Below are 19,001 nucleotides of genomic sequence, written 5' to 3'. Positions count from 1 at the left end.
AGAAAGAGGAAGACCACATGGCTTTCACCAACGATGAGGTCCTCGCCGGCCTCGCAGAGCTCATCACCGACGAGACCGGCATCAACGCTTCCGAGGTCGCCCTCGAGAAGTCGTTCACGGACGACCTCGACATCGACTCCATCTCGATGATGACGATCGTCGTCAACGCCGAGGAGAAGTTCGGCGTCACCATCCCCGACGACGAGGTCAAGAACCTGAAGACCGTCGGCGACGCCGTCAGCTTCATCGTCGCGGGCCAGGAGTAACTCCGGCAGGATGCCACCCCCGCACTCGCGGGGAGTGGCATCCTCCGACCTGCCCTCTCCCCCGTTCGACTTCGTTTCGACAAGGAACCACACCCCATGACCAAGCGCATCGTCGTCACCGGCATCGGCGCCACTTCCGCCATCGGCGGCACGGCCCCGGAGAACTGGACGAACCTGCTGGCCGGCATGTCCGGCACCCGCACGCTCGAACACGACTGGGTACAGCAGTACGAGTTGCCCGTCACCTTCGCCGCCGAGGCGATTGTCCGCCCTGAAGAGGTGCTCCCCCGCCACGAGGCCAAGCGCCTCGACCCCTCGTCGCAGTTCGCGCTGATCGCCGCACGCGAGGCCTGGGAGGACGCCGGTTCTCCCGATGTCGCCCCCGAGCGCCTCGGCGTCGACTTCGCCACCGGCATCGGCGGCCTCTGGACGCTTCTGGACGCCTGGGACACCCTCCGTGAGAAGGGCCCGCGCCGGGTCATGCCTCTCACCGTTCCGATGCTCATGCCGAATGCCGCTGCCGGAAACCTGTCGCTGCAGTTCCACGCCCGCGCTTACGCGCAGACCGTGGTCAGCGCGTGCGCCTCCAGCACCGAATCGATCATCCACGCTTTCCATCACCTGCAGGACGGGCTCGCGGACGTCGTGATCGCCGGCGGCACGGAATCCGCGATCCATCCGATCACGATGGCCTCCTTCGCCTCCGCGCAGGCCCTCTCGCGCCGGAACGACGACCCCGCCCATGCCTCGCGTCCCGGCGCGATCGACCGTGACGGCTTCGTCATGGGCGAGGGCGCAGCCGCGCTGATCCTCGAAACCGAGGAGCACGCCAAGGCCCGCGGCGCCAAGATCTACGGCTATGTGCTGGGCGGTGGCGTCACCGCAGACGCCTATCACATCACCGGCAACGACCCTGAGGGCAACGGCGCGGCCCGTGCCGTCACGCAGGCGCTCGAGGAGGCCGGGGTCACGGCCGACCAGGTCACGCACATCAACGCGCACGCGACATCGACGCCGGTCGGCGACCCCAACGAGTACGTGGCACTCAAGAAGGTCTTCGGAGACCGGATCGACGAGATCCCCGTCTCGGCGACGAAGGCATCGACCGGGCACCTTCTCGGTGGCACCGGTGCGCTCGAGGCGATCTTCGCCCTCCTCGCGCTGCGCGACCGTGTCGCCCCGCCGACGATCAACATGACGGAGCCCGACCCGGCAGTCCCGTTCCGCCTCTCCGGCGAAGCCACGCCCCTCGGAGACGGTCCGCAGGTCGCGATCAGCAACTCGTTCGGATTCGGCGGTCACAACGCGGTCCTCGTGGTCGCCAGCGCCGACTGACACGCCACAACGATGAGCGGCCCTCGGGATTCCAAGGGCCGCTCTTCTCATCTGCATGAAGATCACACGGAAGCATGAGCATCCGCCGGTACTCGGTCATGCAAGCGTGCACACGTCATGCAGGTGCGCGGTGTTCCGTCAGACGGTGCGGAGGCTCCCGAGCTTCTGCGATCGGGCCTCGCGCATCCGGGTGATGCGCGGGAGGAACCAGCCGATCAGCGGGCCGACACCGAAGGCGAAGAGCACGGTGCCGACGCCGACGGGGCCGCCCAGCAGGAAGCCCACGAGCAGCACGCTCCCTTCGATCAGTGTGCGCACCAGCCACACCGCCCATCCGGTTCGACGGACGAGCCCCGTCATCAGGCCGTCACGAGGGCCGGGGCCGAAGTCGGCGGCGATGTAGAGGCCGGTCGCGAAGGACAGCAGAAGCAGCCCGAAGACGAACATCGGAGCGCCGATCCACACCGAAGACGGTTGCGGAATCAGGGCGAGCGCGAGATCCGCACTCGGACCGACGAGCAGGGCATTCAACACGGTGCCCAGCCCCACGCGTTGGCGCAACGGAATCCACAGCAGAAGGACGACGATCGAGACCAGTACGGTCATGACGCCGTAGCCGAGGCCGGTCTGCGCGGCGAGACCGAGAGCCAGCACGTCCCAGGGAGCGACGCCGATGCCTCCCCGCACCATGAACCCGAGCGCGACGCCGTAGAGGAACAGACCGGCGAGCAGCTGCACGAGCCTCTCGACGAGGTCGCGCCGACTGGTCGCCGTCACGGGGAGGAGCACAGAACGCAGGAGCATCCCTCCACTCTGGCCCCCGATCCGCCTTTCGAGGCGAAGCCACTCGCCGCAAAGTGGTCTGCAGAGATCAGGCCACTTTGCGTCATGCTGAACGTATGGGATCACGACTCGTCGAACAGCTCGGAGCGCACAATGTCGCCGGCGCCACGGCGTCGGGGCTCGCGGACCGGATCAGGGCACTGATCCTCGACGGCCGACTCACCGTCGGCGAGCGTCTGCCGAGTGAGCGTGCACTCGCAGTCGAGCTGCGCCGTTCCCGTTCGACGGTCACCCGCGCCTACGGCGTGCTGGAGACCGACGGCTACGTCTCACGTCTGCACGGCGGAAGCACGCGTGTCACGCTCCCCAACGGCCACACCGCTCCGGGCGCGGAGGCCGACGACGACTCCATCGACCTGTCGATCGCGTCGATGGACTCGACCCCGGGCCTGTACGACGCGACGGTGCGCTCGCTGCCCCGCCTCGCGGCGCTGCGCGGCACCAGCGGATACTCGCTGCGTGGACTTCCCGAGCTGCGAGAAGCCGTCGCGCAGCGGTTCCGTGATCGCGGCGCACCGACGTCGGCCGACGAGATCATCATCACCTCCGGTGCTCTCAACGCGGTGAACCTGATCCTCACGGCGATCGGGCGGCGCGGTGAGCGAGCCCTGGTCGAGCAGCCGACGTTCCCTCACGCTCTCGAGGCGCTGAACCGCCACGGGTACCGGCTTCTCCCCACGCCGGTGGACGCCGACGGGTGGGACACGCGGCATCTGAACGAGACGCTGATGAGCTCCCGGCCTCATGTCGCGTATCTCATCCCCGACTTCCACAATCCGACCGGCGCGACCCTCCCCGACGACGAGCGGCCGCGCATCGTGACCACCGCGCGCAACGTGGGCACTCACCTCATCGTCGACGAGACGACGACCGAGCTCGACATCGACCGGGGCTGGGCGCCGATTCCCATGGCCGCGGGCGGCCCCAACGTGATCACCGTCGGATCGATGTCGAAGATCGCATGGGGCGGGATGCGCATCGGCTGGGTCCGCGCGGAGCGTTCCGTCATCGCGCGGCTGCTCGCGGTGCGCCCCTCGTTCGAACTCGGTACGGCGCTGCTCGAGCAGTGCATCGCCGTCGAGCTGCTCTCCGACATGCCGGCGCTCAGCGCGCACGTCCGCCGGCGCCTGCGCGCGGGTCGTGGGGCGGTTGAGGCGGGTGTGGCCGGTATCCCCGGGTTCCGGATGCCGCCGACGCCCGGAGGCCTCTCCGCGTGGATCGACATCGGCGCGCCACTGTCCACCTCGCTCTCCCTCGCTGCGCGCGAGCGGCGCCTCGTTCTTCCGCCCGGCCCCCGCTTCACGACGGGCGGCGTGCTCGAGCGCCGGGTGCGCATCCCGATCACGCTCCCACCCGAGCGGATGGCGGAGGCGATGCGGCGGTTGACCCTCGCCTGGGGAGACGTGCGCGAGGGAAGCGCATCGCGCACTGCGGAACTCCAACACTCCGCGGTCATCTGATCCGGATGACGAAGACGCCGCCCCGTTTCCGGGGCGGCATCTTCGTGGGAGCGGGGATACGTCTTCTCAGCGTCCGGGATGACTCACCGGCTTCCGATACTCACGCCTCCCCCGTTCCGGTCTGTGGTGTCGGCTCAGCCGACCTTGTGGAGCCAGACGACCCTGGCATCGTCGCTGGCGTGGCGGAAGGGTTCGAGCTCCTCGTCCCAGGCGGAGCCGAGGGCGATGTCGAGCTCGCGCTGCAGCTCGACCGCGCTCCCGGCGGCGATCTCCATCGCATAGCGGATGCGGTCTTCACCGATCACGATGTTGCCGGCGGCGTCGGTCTGTGCGTAGTGGATGCCGAGATCGGGTGTGTGCAGCCAACGGCCGCCGTCGCTGCGGGGCGTCGGGTCCTCGGTCACCTCGAAACGGAGGTGTTCCCACCCGCGGATGGACGTCGCGAGAGCCGCTCCGGTGCCGACAGGGCCGTCCCAGTAGAACTCCGCGCGTCGTGCGCCGTCCAGGACGGGCTGCTCGGTCCAGTCGAAGTTCACCGCACGCCCGATAGCGCGACCCACCGCCCATTCGAGGTGCGGGCAGAGCGCGCGAGGCGCAGAGTGGATGAACACCACTCCACGTGCGTAAGCCGTCGCCATGATCTCTCCGTTTCATCAGGTGCGTCTTCCCCAACGACCTGAACCACGAAGTGGCGAGAATATGCGGTTGTGCGCCCATTCTCGCCGAGATCCACAGAAATCACAAGCATGTCATTCCATGACGAAGGCCCCGGTCACAGGGACCGGGGCCTTCCGACCGCAATCGGTCGTGGAGCTGACGAGGATCAGGCCTCGCTCATGGCCTGCTTGACCTGCTGGCCCTTGGCGGCGTAGTACGCCGCACGAGCGGCGTCCTTGCGCGCCTGCTCGGCGTAACCGAACTCCAGCGTCTCCTGGTCGACCTCGTAGTTGGGCACATCGTCGGTGCCGTGGTACTTCTCGATGTAGGCGTCGAGCTCCGGGCCCGAGGTCCACGAGGTGATGAGGCAGTAGCGCGGCTCGGTGCCGTTGTGCGTGGCCGCGTGCCAGAGGCGCTGCGTGTCGACGATGAGCTGCGCACCGGCCGGAAGGGCGATGCGGTACTCGATGCTCGGGTCGGTGCGGTTCTCGCGCAGGACGAAGTAGCTGTCCTTGTCGTCCGTCAGATTGAAGAAGCCGCGGACCACCCAGCCCGTGCCGTCCGGGTTCAGACGGTTGTTGTCATCCTGGTGCAGGTTGTAGAGGCAGTCGCCGTACGGGGTCGGCTGCAGCTCGATCACGCGGCAGCGGCCGACGTTGGCACCCGGCTCCTGCGCGCGGCGCGTCAGGTTCGGGGCCTTCTCGGTCTGCGAGTCGATCCAGACGCCATCCTTGTCGGTGCGCGGCGGCTTGTGGTTCCAGAAGCCGTTGCACTCGATGTCACCGAAGGCACTGGCGAGAGGGGCGAAGCGGGTGTCACCCGACGACTTCCAGTCGTTGTACTCGATGTCGAGCCATTCCTTGGGGTCGAGCTCCTGGTTGTAGCTGTCGAGGACGACGAATCCCTTTTCCTCGAGGGCAGCGGACTTGATGTAACCCATGATCGAGTCATGTTCCTTTCATCGGGGGCCAGCACGTTTTAACAGGCCCTGATAAGGCAAGCCTAACAGCGTGGTCCGAGAGCCCTTCGGAGGTCGGCCGTGCATAACCGAATAGACTGATCGGGGCGCCCGGCGAGTCCTCGGCGCCCGTCGCTACGGGAGGACGAGACACCAGCATGAGCACCGCGACCAACGTCGAGGCGACAGCAGTCAACACGATCGAATGGCTCGCGGCAGGGAGCACGACCATCGTCGTCCCCGTGTATCAGCGGCAGTACCGGTGGGACATCGGCGGCTGCGAACGTCTCCTCTCCGACATCCGCGCGGTCGCCGGCGAAGACGATGCCCACCGTCACTTCATCGGCTCGATCCTGTCCGCCGAAGACGGCTCCGCAGCCGACTCCGACCTGATCCTCATCGACGGCCAACAGCGCATCACCACTCTCATGCTGCTGGTGGCCGCCCTGCATCATGCGATCCGCGATACCGACAGCGCCATGGCCGCAGCGCTCGAACGCGTGCTGGTGCGCTCCGACGCTCCGGACCGCACCAAGCTGCGCCCGCACGATGCCTGGGCCGACCTGTACGAGTCCGTGGTCCTGGATCGACGCGATGACGCCGACAGAGAGTCGCGCTTCGACGACAACTACGCCTTCTTCCGCAGCCAGATCCACGTCGACGAGGTTCCGGCCATCTGGCGCGGGCTGCAGAAGCTCGAGCACGTGTCGATCACCCTCGGCGCGCAGGCGAACGCACAGCAGATCTTCGAGAGCCTGAACTCGACGGGCGAGCCGCTGCGCGACCACGAGCTCATCCACAACTACATCCTGATGGGGCTCAGCCACGCGGAACAGGTCGACGTCGAGGCCCGGTTCTGGGTTCCGATAGAACGGCACACCGGCGAGGCGATCGGTGCCTTCTGGCGGCACTACCTCGTACTCGTCACCGGACGCGAGGTCGCCGCGAACGGCGAGCACGGCGTGTACAGCGCCTTCCGGCAGTCGTTCCCGCGCGTCGACGTCGACCATCTGCAGGCGGACGCGGCCGAGTGGCGGCACTACGCCGAGATCTACGGCACCCTGCTGGATCCGTCGCGGGAGCATGACCCGGAGATCGCGCGGCAGCTGCGCCACGTCAACACGTTCGGCCGCTCCTCTTACCCGCTCGTGATGAGCGCCTACAGCGATCATCTGCGCGGCGTGATCGACCGCGCAGAGCTCGTCGAGACGTTGGAGTGGTTGCAGGCCCTCTCCCTCCGCCGCGCCCTCGTGAACCTGCCCGCGGAGAGACTCGTCGCCAGACTGTGCCGAGCGCGCCGCGACGGTCGCGATGCGCTCGCCCGGGCGTTCGCGCGCATCACGCCCTCCGACGAGCGCGTCAGTGCGGTCGTGAAGTACAGCGAGCTCCCCCACCCCGCGTATGTGCTGGGACGGCTCGAAGGTGTCGACGAGGTCGACGACTTCGACGTCGAGCACATCGTCCCGACCGTCCCCGGAGATGCGTGGTCGGGCGACGGGGAGCGATCGTGGATCGACTATTCCGAAGACGAGCAGAACAGCCACCGTGCCCTCGCTCCGACCCTCGGCAATCTGACCCTGCTCGAGCAGTCGCTGACGGAGCGGGTGTTCGGTGCCTCCTTCCCCGTCAAGCGCTCGGAAGCCTACGCGCACAGCTCCGTGCCGGCCACGCGCGATCTCACCGACCTCGGCTCCTGGAACACGGCGGCGATCACCCGCCGCACGATCGCGCTCACAGCCGACCTCATCCGCATCTGGGCGCGCCCCGCGCTGCCGGAGATCGATGACGACGGCCTGACGCCGATCCTCGATGCGGTCCGTCGCCGCGGATGGCCGACGGGCTGGGAGCGGGAGTTCGATTACGTCGAGTATCGCGGTGAACGCTGGGAGGTTCCCGACGTCAAGTATCTGTTCAATCGGGTCTTCCGTCGCGCCTGGACCGACACGAGAGAGGCCGCCCTGGCCTACTGCGCCGCGCACGGCGGTCCGATCTACCAGGACATGGCCTGGAAGGGGCAGTGGGATGAGCTCGACGAGGGTCATTTCCTCTACATGGGCTGGGATTCCAACTACATGATGACCGCGGTGCAGGGCGTGCTCGAGGAGTCGGGCATCGCCTCGGAGGTCTTCGTCAAGTACTCCTATATCGGAAATGTGATGTGAACATGAGCACCATCGTCCGCACGCTGCAGGATCTCACCGTCGAAGAGCACACGCTCACCGTCCCTCTGGTGTGGGACGACCCGGCCGATCACCGCACCATCGAGATCTTCGCCCGCGTGGTCACCCGCGAAGGCGGCGACGCCCTCCCCTACCTGGTCTTCCTCCAGGGCGGGCCAGGGCATGAGGCTCCGCGCCCCTTCCACTCGTCGACATCGCCGGCCTGGCTCGACGAGGCCCTCGCCCACTATCGCCTGGTGCTTCTCGACCAGAGAGGGACCGGTCGGTCCACTCCTGTGGGCGACGGCGACCTCGAGCGCGGCTCGGCCGCCGTCGCCGAGCACCTCACGCATCTGCGCGCCGACGCGATCGTGCGCGACTGCGAGACCGTGCGCGAGCACCTGGGCGCCACCACCTGGAGCGTGCTCGGACAGTCGTTCGGCGGCTTCACGACCTTGGCGTACCTCTCCACCGATCCCTCCTCGCTCGAGGACGTCTTCATCACCGGAGGCCTCAGCGCCGTGGGTCGGCACCCTGACGACGTGTATGCGCTCTGCTACGACAAGATGCGCGACGCCTCGGAACGCTACTACCGCCGTTTCCCGGAGCACCGCGATGTGATGCGACGGCTCGTCGAGCTGGCGGATGCCGGAGGCATCGTCCTGCCCGACGGAGAAGTCGTCTCCCGCTCACGCCTCCGGTCTGTGGGATCGGCCCTCGGCACGAACGACGGCTGGCAGACCCTGTGGTCGATCCTGGAGCGCGATCCCTCCTCAAACGCCTTCCGGTACGACCTGATGCACGCGATGCCCTACGACGGCCGCAACCCGCTGTACTTCGCCTTCCACGAATCGAGCTACGCGGACGGGCACGCGACCCGGTGGTCGGCCGAGCGCACCGAGCCCACGGACTTCCGCGACGACCCCACGCTGTTCACGGGTGAGCACATCCGGCGCGAGTGGACCGAGACGGTGCCCGCATTCCGGCCATGGCGCGAGGTCGCCCTCGAGCTCGCCGAGTTCGAGTGGCCGAGCATCTACGACGCGTCCGCGATCGCCGGGTCGGAGTCGACCGGTGCGGCCGCGGTCTACGTCAACGACGTCTACGTGCCCTACGAGTTCTCTCTCGAGACGGCGAAGCTCATCCCGGGGGTGCAGCTCTGGCAGACGAGTGAGCACGAGCACAACGGGCTGCGTTCGGGACCGGTGCTGTCGCGCCTCATCGACCTCGCGCACGGTCGCCGCATCCGCTGAACATCTCCTCCCGAAGGAGGATGCTCTCGCTCCACCCGACGCCTACTCTGGAGCACATGGAACAGGGAGTGGGCGTGCTCGTCACGGTCGGAGTGCTGCTGCTCCTGGTCTCGGCGGTGATCGTCGTGATCGCCTTCGGCTTCTCGAGGGTGCCGATCGAGAAGAAGTACGAGACCAGTGGAGGGGGACTCGGCGGCGCATTCGACGCCGTCTGGTCTCCGTCTGCGCACGAGGCGGGTATCGAACGCGACCGCCAGACGCAGCGGACGGCCCCGGCACCATCGCCGGGCGATCCTCCGGACACGATCGACGACGGCCGGATCCGACTCGACCTCTGAGGCTTCCGGCACAGCCGCGAACGCAGCGCCCGGGGAACGAAGAAGGCCCCACGCTCCGAGGAGCATGGGGCCTTCTTGGTTGGCGATCGTTACTTGGACGAGCCGCCGAAGCCCTTGAAACGCTGGTTGAACTTCTCGACGCGGCCGGCCGAGTCCATGATGCGCTGCTTACCCGTGTAGAACGGGTGCGAGGCCGAGGAGATCTCGACGTCGATGACGGGGTACTCCACGCCGTCCAGCTCGATGGTCTTGTCGCTCGACACGGTCGAACGGGTGAGGAACGTCTCGCCCGAACCGAGGTCGCGGAACACGACAGCCTTGTACTCGGGGTGAATGTCAGTCTTCATGGGATTCCTTAGTTGCTGCCCTGGATTGTGCCAGGGACGAGGGAAGTCTGCGGTGCAGAGAGCACCAAGGGTCGATTCTATCAGACCCGGATCAGGATGCTGCGCGGGCGGCGTAGCGGCCGTCCTCGCCGCTGAGCACGATCGGCATGCCGAACGTGTCGCTGAGAGCCTCGGCCGTGAGCGTCTCCGCGATCGGGCCCGCCGCGACCACGGCACCGTCCCGGATCAGCATCACGTGGGTGAATCCCACGGGGATCTCCTCCACGTGGTGCGTCACCATCAGCATGGCAGGGGTGGTCGGCGAGGACGCGTACCCGCTGAGGAGCGCGAGGAGCTCTTCACGAGAGCCGAGATCGAGCGAAGCCGTGGGCTCGTCGAGAAGCAGGAGCTCGGGGTCCGTCATGACGGCACGCGCGATCTGGACCCTCTTCTGCTCGCCGTCGCTGAGGGTGCCGAAGGTGCGGTCGGCCAGATGGTCGAGACGCCAGTCGCCGAGGACGCGGAGCGCGCGGCGCTCGTCGATGGCCTCATAGCTCTCGTTCCAGCGGCCGAGCACGGAGTACGCCGCCGTGAGCACGGTGTTGAGAACCGTCTCGTCCCGGGGCACACGCTTGGCCATGGCCGACGAGGCGAAGCCGATGCGCGGGCGCACCTCGAACACGTCGGTGCGGCCGAGGGTCTCCCCCAGCACCGTCACCGTTCCCGACGTCGGGTGCATGAGAGTGTCGGCCAGCTGCAGGAGCGTGGTCTTTCCCGCGCCGTTCGGGCCGAGGATCACCCATCGTTGATCGTCGTCGACCTTCCAGGTCACGTGATCGATGATGTTGCGCCCCTCACGGCGCACGACGACGTCGGTGAATTCCAGAGCGCTCGGCATGCCTTCAGCCTATCGGCTCAGGCGGTCAGCTCCGCGTAGAGCGCGCGCGTCGTCTCGGCGATCGCCGCCCAGCTGAACTCCTCGCGCGCCCGCTCCCGTCCGGCCTCGCCGTACGCGCGTGCCCGATCCTGATCCATCGCCACCTCCGTGAGCACGGCGGCCAGATCCGCGACGTAGCGGTCAGGGTCCACCGGCGTGCCGGTGCCGTCCTGAACCTGCTCGATCGGGACGAGACGCCCGGTCACACCGTCGGCGACGACCTCGGGGATCCCGCCGGTCGCGGTCCCGACGACCGCCGCCCCGCACGCCATCGCCTCCAGGTTCACGATCCCGAGGGGCTCGTAGACGGACGGGCAGACGAACGTCGTCGCGGCCGTCAGGACCGTCGACAGCTCGTCGCGCGGCAGCATCCGCTCGATCCAGATCACCCCGTCCCGCTCCTGCTGGAGCAGCCGGACGCCTTCTTGGACCTCCGCCATGATCTCCGGTGTGTCCGGCGCTCCGGCGCAGAGCACCAGCTGCACCTCTGGCGGCAGCAGACGCGCGGCCTGCAGCAGAAACGGCAGCCCCTTCTGCCGCGTGATGCGACCGACGAAGACGACCGACGGTCGAGCAGGGTCCATTCCGATCGATCGCAGGAACTGGTCGTCGCGTACCGGACGCCAGCGTTCGACGTCGATCCCGTTGTGGATCACCCGCACCTTCGCCGGGTCGACCTGCGGGTAACTGCGCAGGATGTCGGCACGCATCCCCGCGCTCACAGCGATCACCGCTGCGGCGTTCTCATAGGCCAGGCGCTCGATCCCACTGGAGACGGCGTAGCCGCCGCCGAGCTGCTCCGCCTTCCATGGTCGAAGGGGTTCGAGGCTGTGCGCCGTGAGCACGTGGGGGATGCCGTGCAGCTGCGAGGCGAGATGCCCGGCGAAGTTCGCGTACCAGGTGTGGCTGTGCACCAGATCGGCCTCGGCGATGGCCGACACGATCTCCAGATCCGTGCCGAGCGTCTGCAGAGCGGCGTTCGCCCCGGCGAGCTCGGCGGGCGTGCGGTAGGCGAAGGTGCCCGCCTCGTCACGGGGTGCGCCGAACGCACGGACCCGCACGTCGACGTGCTCCCTGAGGGCCGCGACGAGCTCGGCGACGTGCACGCCGGCACCGCCGTAGACCTCCGGCGGGTACTCCTTCGTGATCATTTCAACTCGCATGTCTGAACGCTAGTACAGCGACGATGATGGCATCTATGGTGGAGCCATGTCCGCTCCAAAGAAGGTCTTCGGGATCATCCTCGCCGGCGGCGAGGGCAAGCGCCTCATGCCTCTCACGGCCGATAGAGCGAAACCCGCAGTGCCCTTCGGCGGACAGTACAGACTCATCGACTTCGCGATCTCGAACCTCATCAACTCCGGGTTGCGGCAGATCGTGGTGCTGACGCAGTACAAGTCGCACAGCCTCGACCGACACATCTCGCAGACCTGGCGGATGTCGGCGCTCCTCGACTCCTACGTGACCTCCGTGCCGGCCCAGCAGCGCCTCGGCAAGCGGTGGTTCTCGGGCTCCGCCGACGCGATCCTGCAGAGCATGAACCTCATCAACGACGAGAAGCCGGACATCGTCGTCGTGATCGGCGCGGACCACGTGTACCGGATGGACTTTCGCCAGATGCTCGAGGCGCACATCGAGTCCGGTGCCAAGGCGACCGTCGCCGGCATCCGCCAGCCGCTCGCGCTCGCGTCGCAGTTCGGCGTGATCGACGCCGACGCGGAGTCCGGACGGATCAAGCAGTTCCTCGAGAAGCCGACCGACATCGCGGGCCTCGAGGATTCGCCCCACGAGGTCCTCGCCTCGATGGGCAACTACATCTTCGACGCCGACGCGCTGATCGCCGCCGTCGAGGCCGACGGGGAGTCTCCCGTGTCCGGGCACGACATGGGGGGCGACATCGTCCCCTACTTCGTCGAGCGCGGCGAGGCCGGCTACTACGACATGAAGCAGAACGAGGTCCCCGGTTCTTCTCCACGCGACCGGTCGTACTGGCGGGACGTGGGGACGATCGACTCGTTCTTCGACGCGCACCGGGACCTCATCTCGACGCTTCCCGTCTTCAACCTCTACAACATGGAGTGGCCGATCCACTCGCAGGCCGTCAACTCCCCGCCGGCGAAGTTCGTCAGGGACTCGGTCGGACGGATCGGCAACGCGATCGACTCGATCGTCTCCCTCGGCTCGGTGCTGTCCGGAACGCACCTGGAACGCAGCGTCGTCGGTCCGTGGACACTCGCCGGAGGAGGATCGACCATCACCGACTCGGTCGTGTTCGACCACGTGCACGTCGGCCAGGGGGCACGCATCCACCGGGCGATCCTCGACAAGAACGTGGTGCTGGCTGATGGAGCGACGGTCGGTGTGGACCGTGAACGCGACCTGGCGCGCGGCTTCACCGTCACGGAGTCCGGCATCACCGTCGTGGGCAAGGGCATCTTCATCGACCGCTGAGCACGTCACGCCGCACACCGACCACTCGGGCGATCGCTAGGCTCGACGGGTGACCAGCGCGCGCTTCCTCGTCGTCCTCGATGCCGATTCCACCCTCATCCGCAACGAGGTGATCGAATTGCTCGCCGACGAAGCCGGGCGGCGTGCCGAGGTGCAGGCCGCCACCGAAGCGGCGATGCGCGGTGAGGTCGACTTCTCGACGAGCCTGCGCTCGCGGGTCGCGGCTCTGAAAGGTGTACCGGTGTCGGCCTTCGAGCGCGTCCGCGCGCGTATCGAGCCCACGCCCGGCGTGCGAGAGCTGACTGCGGCCGTCCACGACCGCGGCGGGGTGGTGGGCGTCGTCTCCGGAGGATTCCACGAGATCCTCGACAGCGTCGCGCCGGCCCTCGGCGTCGATCGCTGGCGAGCCAACCGCCTCGACGCCGCAGAAGGCGTGCTGTCCGGCCTGGTCGACGGTGACATCGTCGATGGCGCGGCGAAGGCATTGTCGCTCCGGGAGTGGGCGGCGGAACTCGGGGTCGCTCCCCGGGCGACCATCGCGATCGGCGACGGTGCGAACGACCTGCCGATGATGGCGGTCGCCGGTCTCGGTCTCGCCTTCAACGCGAAGCCCGCCGTTCGGGAGGCCGCGAGCCTCGTCATCGGCCCGCAGGACTTGGCGGAGGTCATCGCCCTGCTGCCGTAGGGGGAACGCTGTGGTGAAAGTCCGACGCCACCGCTAGCGTCAGCTCATGGACATCATCCTCATCCCGGGACTCTGGCTCGATGCGTCCAGTTGGGAGGAGGTGATCCCTGCCCTCGAACAGGCCGGGCATCGCGCACATCCGCTCACCCTCCCCGGCCTCGGCGCGCCCGCCGCCATCTCCGCGGGGATCGGCATCGCCGAATGGATCGACGCCGCCGTCCATGCTGTGGACGCCCTGCAGGGAGAGATCGTGGTGGTGGGTCACAGCGGCGGGGGCAACGTGGCATGGGGCGTCGCCGATGCCCGCCCCGAGCGCCTGAAGCGGGTCGTCTTCGTCGATACCGTGCCGCCCCCTCCCGGGAGCGGCATCAGCGAGTTCGAGATCGTGGACGGGGTCGTGCCCTTCCCCGGTTGGAACTTCTTCCCGGACGAGGATGTGAGCGACCTCGACGACGCGACTCGAGCGCGCACGGCTCCCCTCACCCGCAGCGTTCCCGCGAGGGTGCCGACCGACGGCATCGTCCTGGAGAACCGCTCACGCCATCGGGTTCCGGTGACGCTGCTGATGGCTGGCCTCGATCAGGCGGCGTTCGACGAGATGATCGACGAGTGGGGTGCGTACGCCGACGAATACCGGTCGATCGATGACGCCGAGGTCGTGCGCATCGGCTCCGGCCACTGGCCGCAGTTCTCCGTGCCCGAGCGGCTCGGTGCGCTGATCAACGCGGCGATCGCGCGCTGAACACCGGTCTCGGGGTCAGTGCCCCATCCCGAGGCCGCCATCGACGGGGATGACCGCACCGGAGATGTACCCGGCGTCGTCGCCCGCGAGCCACGTCACGACGCCCGCGACCTCATCGGGGGTGGCGAAGCGTGCGGCGGGGATGCTCGCCTTGTACTGCTTCTGTGTCTCCTCAGGGAGCTCCGCAGTCATGTCGGTCTCGATGAACCCGGGAGCGACGACATTGGCGGTGATCCCCCGAGCGCCGAGCTCGCGGGTGATCGAACGGGCGAAGCCGACCAGGGCGCTCTTCGACGCCGAGTAGTTGGCCTGGCCTGCGGAGCCGTAGAGTCCGACGACGCTCGAGATCAGGATGATGCGGCCGAAGCGCGCGCGGAGCATCCCTTTCGAGGCACGCTTGACGACACGGAACGTGCCCCCGAGGTTCGTCGCGACCACACTGTCGAAGTCGTCCTCGCTCATGCGCATCAGCAGGGTGTCCTTGGTGATGCCCGCATTCGCGACGACGATCTCCACCGGGCCCAGCTGCTGCTCCACCTCGGTGAACGCCGCATCGAGCGCGGCCGCATCCGTGACATCCGCCCGGACCGTGAGAGTCCCCTCCGGCCCCTCGCCGCTGCGAGCGGTGACCGCGACGCGGTATCCGTTCCGCACGAAACGCTCCGCGATCGCGCGGCCGATACCGCGGTTTCCGCCGGTGACGAGGACGACGCGCTCAGCGCTCATGGGGACACTCCTGCTCTGGCCGGTGGCTCGGGGTTCCGAGCCGTCATCGATCCTACCGACGATGCCCGCGACGACCGTCGTGCCTCGTTTGACAGGTCTGGACGCTGCTGGGACTCTGTTCGAGACGAAAGGCTTCCTCGTGAGCGAAAACCACATCCCGTCTCCCGGTGCCGAGCCGCCGTTCACACCGCCACCGCTCCCGGTCCGGATTCCCGCAGCCCCTGCGTCCGCCGCTGCGCTTCCCGCGTACCCGATGCAGCCCCCGCCGCAGCCGACGCAGAGCTATCCCGGTGCCCCGCCCACCTATGCACCCCCCGGCGGACTCCCGCCCGCACAAGCGGCATACGCCCCGTACGCTGCACCGACCTACCCCGCCGACGCGCCGCGTCCCACGAGTGGACTCGCCGTCGCAGCGCTGATCTGCGGAATCGCCGGGGTCGTCCTGTTCTGGGCCCTCATCCCGGTCCTCGCGTCGATCGCGGCGGTCATCACCGGTCACATGGCGCTCGGACAGATCAAGCGCGACCCCGGGATCGGCGGGCGCGGCCTCGCCATCGCCGGCCTGATCCTCGGGTACGCGGTGATCGCGCTCAGTGCCATCACGCTCGTGGGCACCATCATCAGCTTCCTGTTCGTCGGCGCATTCAGCCTGCCTTTCCTCTTCTCGACCTGAGCGGGAGCAACGGCACGCCGGGAGGCTCGTACCGGCGTAGGCTTGAGACATCGTGAAGAACGCGCGTCAAGTCCCGGCCGTCACCTCACTGCCGCAGTCTCCGCGGGATGAGGCAGACCATCGTGTGCGCCGTTATGTCCTGACGATGTCCATCCGCATCGCGTGCTTCGCTCTGATGGTGCTGGTCCAGCCGTACGGTTGGTACACCTGGGTTTTCGGGATCTCCGCCGCCGTGCTGCCGTACATCGCCGTGGTCTTCGCCAACGCGGGCAGCGACAGCACCGAGGCCGGTGCCGAGTCGCCGGTTCAGGAGCTGTCCGCCCCGGCGCCCGCACCGATCGAGAGCCAGCCCGCGACACCACCGGTGTTCACGATCCACGAAGGCCCGAAGGACCGATGACAGACCTCGAATGCTCGCGTGCCGGCTGCCGGAGCGCGGCGACCAGACAGGTCGTATGGCGCAACCCCCGCATCCACGCCGCCGATCGGGAGAAGATCTGGTTGGCGTGCGATGAGCACGTCGCCTACCTCCGGGACTATCTGGCAGCACGTGACTTCCCTGTCAGTGTTCGGGATGGGAACCCCGCATGAGCGGACGTCTGACCCGATGGGCCGTCTACGTGCTCATCGCGATCGGTTTCGCGGTCGCGTGCGTCTTCCTGTCGAACTGGCAGTTCGAGCGCAACGAGACCAGAGCCGCGCAGATCGAGCTCGTTGAAGAGAACTACGACGCGAAGCCTGTTCCCCTCTCCGACCTCATCGGGGAAGACGGTGCCCTCGATCCCTCCGACGAGTGGCGACCGGTGATCCTGCAGGGCGAATACCTCGCCGACCAGCAGCTCCTGGTGCGCAACCGCCCGCACGGCGGGACGAGCGCCTTCGAGGTGCTCGTGCCGTTCCGCGACGTCGATGGTCGCATCTTCATCGTCGATCGCGGCTGGGTGCCGCCGGGTGACGGGGACGCGCCGGATTCGGTGCCAGCGCCGCCGGAGGGCGAAGCCGAGGTCACCGTGCGTCTTCGCCCGGGTGAGCAGGTTCCGGCGTCGGGCCGTGGCGCGCCCGAAGGTCAGGTGCCGACCATCAATCTGCCGACCATCGCCGATCTCGTCGACGGTGACGTGATCACCGGAGCCTACGGACGGATGATCAGCGAGGACCCGGCCGGCGCAGGGACGCTGGGGGGATTCGACTCCCCCACCGACGATCCGGGTCCGCACCTGTCCTATGCCATCCAGTGGATTCTCTTCGCGCTGATGGGCTTCATCTTCATCGGATACATCATCCGGACGGAGATCGTGAAGCACCGCGAGGAGGTCGAGGGAGTCCAAGCCCCCGTCAAGAAGTCGCGCCGCAAGGACCACGACGCCGACGTCGAGGACGAACTGCTCGACGTGCGGTGACTCTTCAGCCGGTGCTCGCTCGGTCCGACCATGGCATCGGGCGCTCCGGTAGCCGCGAGCTGTCGTCCGGAAGGTGCGGCAGTTCCTCGCCGCCGGCGCGGAGACAGAGCCAGCGCAGTTCGCCCGGACTGTCCGGTCGCGCCCGCCACGTGCGAGCGACGCCCTGACCGACGCGGATCACGGTACCGGGGCCGACCTCCACCACATCGTCGTCCAGCCCCATCTGCCCTCGCCCTCCGAGGAACACGTAGACCTCTTCGATCTTCCGGTGCACGTGCCAGTAGCCGGCCTCTTCGCCCGGCTCCAACGCGTTCGCGGTCATCCCGATGTACTGCATCGTCAGCTCATGGTCGACGACGCGACGCCCGTCGCGCGATCGTGCGGCATCGAAGCCACCATGGTGGGTGCGCCACTCGTCGAGCGACCCGATCTCGAGCACCTGATAACCGCTCATGTCCGCTCCCCTGCGACTCTATATCTCGCCACACCGGCGGCCTCGCCCGTCACGCTGCGGCTCCAGCCGCCCTCCGCGCGCTGAAAGACGATCCGGCTGTGGTTCCGGTCCGCCGATCCCTGCCAGAACTCGACGCGCGCCGGGACGATCCTCCAGAGCACCCATTCCCCCGGCGCGACACCGCGACGAGCGTCAGCCGACCGCGCGGCGAGATCTGCGGCGCTCTCCGCCTCGGACGCTTCCTGGATCATTCCCCGAACCCGCACGGCCCGTCGGAGCGGCTGCCACCAGAAGTTCAACGCCGCGGCAGGGCGTGCGGCGATCTGCTCGCCCTTGCGGGACGAGCGCGTCCCGGCGAACGCCCATCCTCGCGCGTCGACGCCCTTGAGGATCAGTGTCCTCGCATCCGGCACGCCGTCATCGTCGACCGTCGCCAGGGTCGCCGCGTGCGGTTCCGCGACCCCGCTCTCGGCGGCCTCTCCGATCCAATCGACGAAGAACGGCACGGGATCTTCGGGAAGCGCTGCGAGATCGAGCGGCGGCGCGACCCCGGTGAGGGAAGGCTGCGCACGCAGCCAGTCGCTGATGTCTGACGAGGACGGGGGATGCGCGAACGGCATGCTCTCGACTATGCCATGGGTCCGCCCCGGGCAGGGCCGAGTGGTCAGGCGAGTTCGGCGGAGGCGGAACCCACCGGGAGCGGCCCCAGGAGGTCGATCAGCTCGCCGAGCGTCGAGACCCGGCGGGTGTCTCCCGCCCACTTCTGGTGCCCGCCGTCGAAATGGACGAACTCCGCGCCGAGATCGTCCGCGATCTCTCGATCGTGATTGGTGTCGCCGACGACGAGCACATCATGCGCAGTCATCCCGGATGTCGCCAGCCATCGCGAGATCACATCGTGCTTGGAGGCGCGGAAGGGATCGTCGATCGACAGCACCGCTTCGAACGCCTCGCCCAGGTCGTGCGGGGCCATCTGCCGAGCGAGGGCATCCGGAAGAGTCGCCGAAGCGAGGACCTGGCGGATCCCTCGCTCACGGAGCACCGCGAGCGTGGCCCGCACGTCGGAGTGGAGCGGCGCCTTGCCGACGCGCTGGGCGAGCAGGTCGAGATACGTGGTTGCGGCCGACACGAATCGGTCGTCCCCGAGTCCGACCGAGCGGTAGAAGTCCCGGATCGGGAAGCGGAAGACGGATCGGTACGCGTGCTCGTCGGCGAGCGGTTCGAGCGCGTGCTCCTCGAGCACGGCGTTCATGACCTGACGGCAGATCTCGGCATCGTCGAGCAGCGTGCCGTTCCAGTCCCAGCAGATCGCGCGGATGTGACCCAGCTCCATGTCCG

23 protein-coding genes are annotated in these 19,001 nt (G+C 67.9%); 13 read left to right on the top strand and 10 right to left on the bottom strand.

What is annotated here, in order from left to right; genetic code table 11:
- The first annotated feature begins 17 nt into the window (after positions 1 to 17).
- Both MST3598_RS07955 and MST3598_RS07950 read left to right on the top strand, forming a co-directional pair.
- Positions 18 to 266 (top strand): acyl carrier protein, encoded by a 249-nt coding sequence (locus MST3598_RS07955; protein WP_017830435.1) that lies wholly within the window; start codon positions 18 to 20, stop codon positions 264 to 266.
- Between the two features lie 96 nt (positions 267 to 362).
- Positions 363 to 1,601 (top strand): beta-ketoacyl-[acyl-carrier-protein] synthase family protein, encoded by a 1,239-nt coding sequence (locus MST3598_RS07950; protein ID WP_029260260.1) that lies wholly within the window; start codon positions 363 to 365, stop codon positions 1,599 to 1,601.
- 138 nt (positions 1,602 to 1,739) lie between these two features.
- On the opposite strand, the gene yczE is transcribed toward MST3598_RS07950, so the two are convergent.
- The gene (yczE, locus tag MST3598_RS07945) at positions 1,740 to 2,405 is read right to left on the bottom strand and encodes a membrane protein YczE (protein WP_029260259.1); all 666 of its coding nucleotides are present in this window, start codon (positions 2,403 to 2,405) and stop codon (positions 1,740 to 1,742) included.
- 95 nt (positions 2,406 to 2,500) lie between these two features.
- On the opposite strand from yczE, the gene yczR reads away from it, so the two are divergent.
- On the top strand, positions 2,501 to 3,904 hold the full coding sequence (gene yczR, locus MST3598_RS07940; protein ID WP_021200729.1) for a MocR-like transcription factor YczR: 1,404 nt from the start codon (positions 2,501 to 2,503) through the stop codon (positions 3,902 to 3,904).
- 134 nt (positions 3,905 to 4,038) lie between these two features.
- Here the strand turns inward: yczR and MST3598_RS07935 are convergent, their stop codons facing one another.
- Together MST3598_RS07935 and MST3598_RS07930 are read right to left on the bottom strand one after the other, a co-directional pair.
- On the bottom strand, positions 4,039 to 4,542 hold the full coding sequence (locus MST3598_RS07935; RefSeq protein WP_017830431.1) for a DUF3145 domain-containing protein: 504 nt from the start codon (positions 4,540 to 4,542) through the stop codon (positions 4,039 to 4,041).
- A gap of 185 nt (positions 4,543 to 4,727) precedes the next feature.
- Complete coding sequence (locus tag MST3598_RS07930; protein ID WP_021200730.1) at positions 4,728 to 5,501, bottom strand: hypothetical protein; 774 nt, start codon at positions 5,499 to 5,501, stop codon at positions 4,728 to 4,730.
- Between the two features lie 176 nt (positions 5,502 to 5,677).
- Between MST3598_RS07930 and MST3598_RS07925 the strand changes: the two genes are divergently transcribed.
- From MST3598_RS07925 to MST3598_RS07915, 3 genes are read left to right on the top strand one after another with little or no spacing between them, the layout of a single operon-like run.
- On the top strand, positions 5,678 to 7,681 hold the full coding sequence (locus tag MST3598_RS07925) for a DUF262 domain-containing protein (RefSeq protein WP_029260258.1): 2,004 nt from the start codon (positions 5,678 to 5,680) through the stop codon (positions 7,679 to 7,681).
- Between the two features lie 2 nt (positions 7,682 to 7,683).
- Positions 7,684 to 8,931, top strand: coding sequence for an alpha/beta fold hydrolase (locus MST3598_RS07920; protein WP_029260257.1), 1,248 nt, complete (start codon positions 7,684 to 7,686; stop codon positions 8,929 to 8,931).
- Positions 8,932 to 8,987: 56 nt separating this feature from the next.
- A complete protein-coding gene (locus tag MST3598_RS07915) occupies positions 8,988 to 9,269 on the top strand; it encodes a hypothetical protein (protein WP_021200733.1) in 282 nt (93 codons plus the stop codon).
- 89 nt (positions 9,270 to 9,358) lie between these two features.
- Here the strand turns inward: MST3598_RS07915 and MST3598_RS07910 are convergent, their stop codons facing one another.
- The 3 genes from MST3598_RS07910 to glgA all read right to left on the bottom strand — a co-directional run bounded on the left by MST3598_RS07910 (position 9,359) and on the right by glgA (position 11,695).
- Positions 9,359 to 9,616 carry a type B 50S ribosomal protein L31 gene (locus MST3598_RS07910; RefSeq protein ID WP_021200734.1) on the bottom strand — a complete coding sequence of 86 codons (258 nt, stop codon included), beginning with the start codon at positions 9,614 to 9,616 and terminating at the stop codon, positions 9,359 to 9,361.
- Positions 9,617 to 9,707: 91 nt separating this feature from the next.
- The gene (locus MST3598_RS07905) at positions 9,708 to 10,493 is read right to left on the bottom strand and encodes an ABC transporter ATP-binding protein (RefSeq protein ID WP_021200735.1); all 786 of its coding nucleotides are present in this window, start codon (positions 10,491 to 10,493) and stop codon (positions 9,708 to 9,710) included.
- Positions 10,494 to 10,510: 17 nt separating this feature from the next.
- Positions 10,511 to 11,695 (bottom strand): glycogen synthase, encoded by a 1,185-nt coding sequence (glgA, locus tag MST3598_RS07900; RefSeq protein WP_029260256.1) that lies wholly within the window; start codon positions 11,693 to 11,695, stop codon positions 10,511 to 10,513.
- A gap of 46 nt (positions 11,696 to 11,741) precedes the next feature.
- Here glgA and glgC point away from each other — a divergent pair, with 46 nt between their 5' ends.
- The 3 genes from glgC to MST3598_RS07885 are packed head-to-tail and all read left to right on the top strand — an operon-like array spanning position 11,742 to position 14,410.
- Positions 11,742 to 12,983 (top strand): glucose-1-phosphate adenylyltransferase, encoded by a 1,242-nt coding sequence (glgC, locus tag MST3598_RS07895; RefSeq protein WP_021200737.1) that lies wholly within the window; start codon positions 11,742 to 11,744, stop codon positions 12,981 to 12,983.
- Positions 12,984 to 13,032: 49 nt separating this feature from the next.
- On the top strand, positions 13,033 to 13,668 hold the full coding sequence (serB, locus tag MST3598_RS07890) for a phosphoserine phosphatase SerB (protein WP_021200738.1): 636 nt from the start codon (positions 13,033 to 13,035) through the stop codon (positions 13,666 to 13,668).
- 46 nt (positions 13,669 to 13,714) lie between these two features.
- A complete protein-coding gene (locus MST3598_RS07885) occupies positions 13,715 to 14,410 on the top strand; it encodes an alpha/beta fold hydrolase (RefSeq protein ID WP_029260255.1) in 696 nt (231 codons plus the stop codon).
- 15 nt (positions 14,411 to 14,425) lie between these two features.
- Here the strand turns inward: MST3598_RS07885 and MST3598_RS07880 are convergent, their stop codons facing one another.
- Positions 14,426 to 15,136: a beta-ketoacyl-ACP reductase gene (locus MST3598_RS07880; protein ID WP_029260254.1), complete on the bottom strand. Its 711-nt coding sequence runs from the start codon at positions 15,134 to 15,136 to the stop codon at positions 14,426 to 14,428.
- 139 nt (positions 15,137 to 15,275) lie between these two features.
- Between MST3598_RS07880 and MST3598_RS07875 the strand changes: the two genes are divergently transcribed.
- Genes MST3598_RS07875 through MST3598_RS07860 form a run of 4 tightly spaced genes read left to right on the top strand, consistent with a single transcriptional unit; the run spans position 15,276 to position 17,209 of the window.
- Positions 15,276 to 15,809, top strand: a complete 534-nt coding sequence (locus MST3598_RS07875; protein WP_029260253.1) for a DUF4190 domain-containing protein — start codon at positions 15,276 to 15,278, stop codon at positions 15,807 to 15,809.
- Positions 15,810 to 15,861: 52 nt separating this feature from the next.
- Positions 15,862 to 16,209, top strand: coding sequence for a DUF3099 domain-containing protein (locus MST3598_RS07870; protein WP_029260252.1), 348 nt, complete (start codon positions 15,862 to 15,864; stop codon positions 16,207 to 16,209).
- Entirely contained in the window at positions 16,206 to 16,400 is a 195-nt protein-coding gene (locus tag MST3598_RS18650; RefSeq protein WP_081860183.1) for a hypothetical protein, read from the top strand. The genes MST3598_RS07870 and MST3598_RS18650 overlap by 4 nt, the downstream gene beginning before the upstream one ends.
- The gene (locus MST3598_RS07860) at positions 16,397 to 17,209 is read left to right on the top strand and encodes an SURF1 family cytochrome oxidase biogenesis protein (protein WP_021200742.1); all 813 of its coding nucleotides are present in this window, start codon (positions 16,397 to 16,399) and stop codon (positions 17,207 to 17,209) included. Before MST3598_RS18650 ends, MST3598_RS07860 begins: the two co-directional genes overlap by 4 nt.
- Positions 17,210 to 17,213: 4 nt before the next feature.
- Here MST3598_RS07860 and MST3598_RS07855 read toward each other — a convergent pair whose 3' ends face one another.
- The 3 genes from MST3598_RS07855 to MST3598_RS07845 are packed head-to-tail and all read right to left on the bottom strand — an operon-like array spanning position 17,214 to position 18,996.
- Positions 17,214 to 17,663, bottom strand: a complete 450-nt coding sequence (locus MST3598_RS07855; protein WP_021200743.1) for a cupin domain-containing protein — start codon at positions 17,661 to 17,663, stop codon at positions 17,214 to 17,216.
- Entirely contained in the window at positions 17,660 to 18,283 is a 624-nt protein-coding gene (locus tag MST3598_RS07850) for a pyridoxine/pyridoxamine 5'-phosphate oxidase (protein ID WP_051671192.1), read from the bottom strand. The genes MST3598_RS07855 and MST3598_RS07850 overlap by 4 nt, the downstream gene beginning before the upstream one ends.
- 44 nt (positions 18,284 to 18,327) lie before the next feature.
- Positions 18,328 to 18,996, bottom strand: coding sequence for an HAD family hydrolase (locus tag MST3598_RS07845; RefSeq protein ID WP_051671191.1), 669 nt, complete (start codon positions 18,994 to 18,996; stop codon positions 18,328 to 18,330).
- Positions 18,997 to 19,001 lie beyond the last annotated feature (5 nt).

The organism is Microbacterium sp. TPU 3598, from assembly GCF_002356155.1.
Classification (GTDB): Bacteria; Actinomycetota; Actinomycetes; order Actinomycetales; family Microbacteriaceae; genus Microbacterium; species Microbacterium maritypicum_A.
The sequence above is the reverse complement of the archived record's forward strand: the minus strand, read 5'-3'. Positions and strand labels throughout refer to the sequence as shown.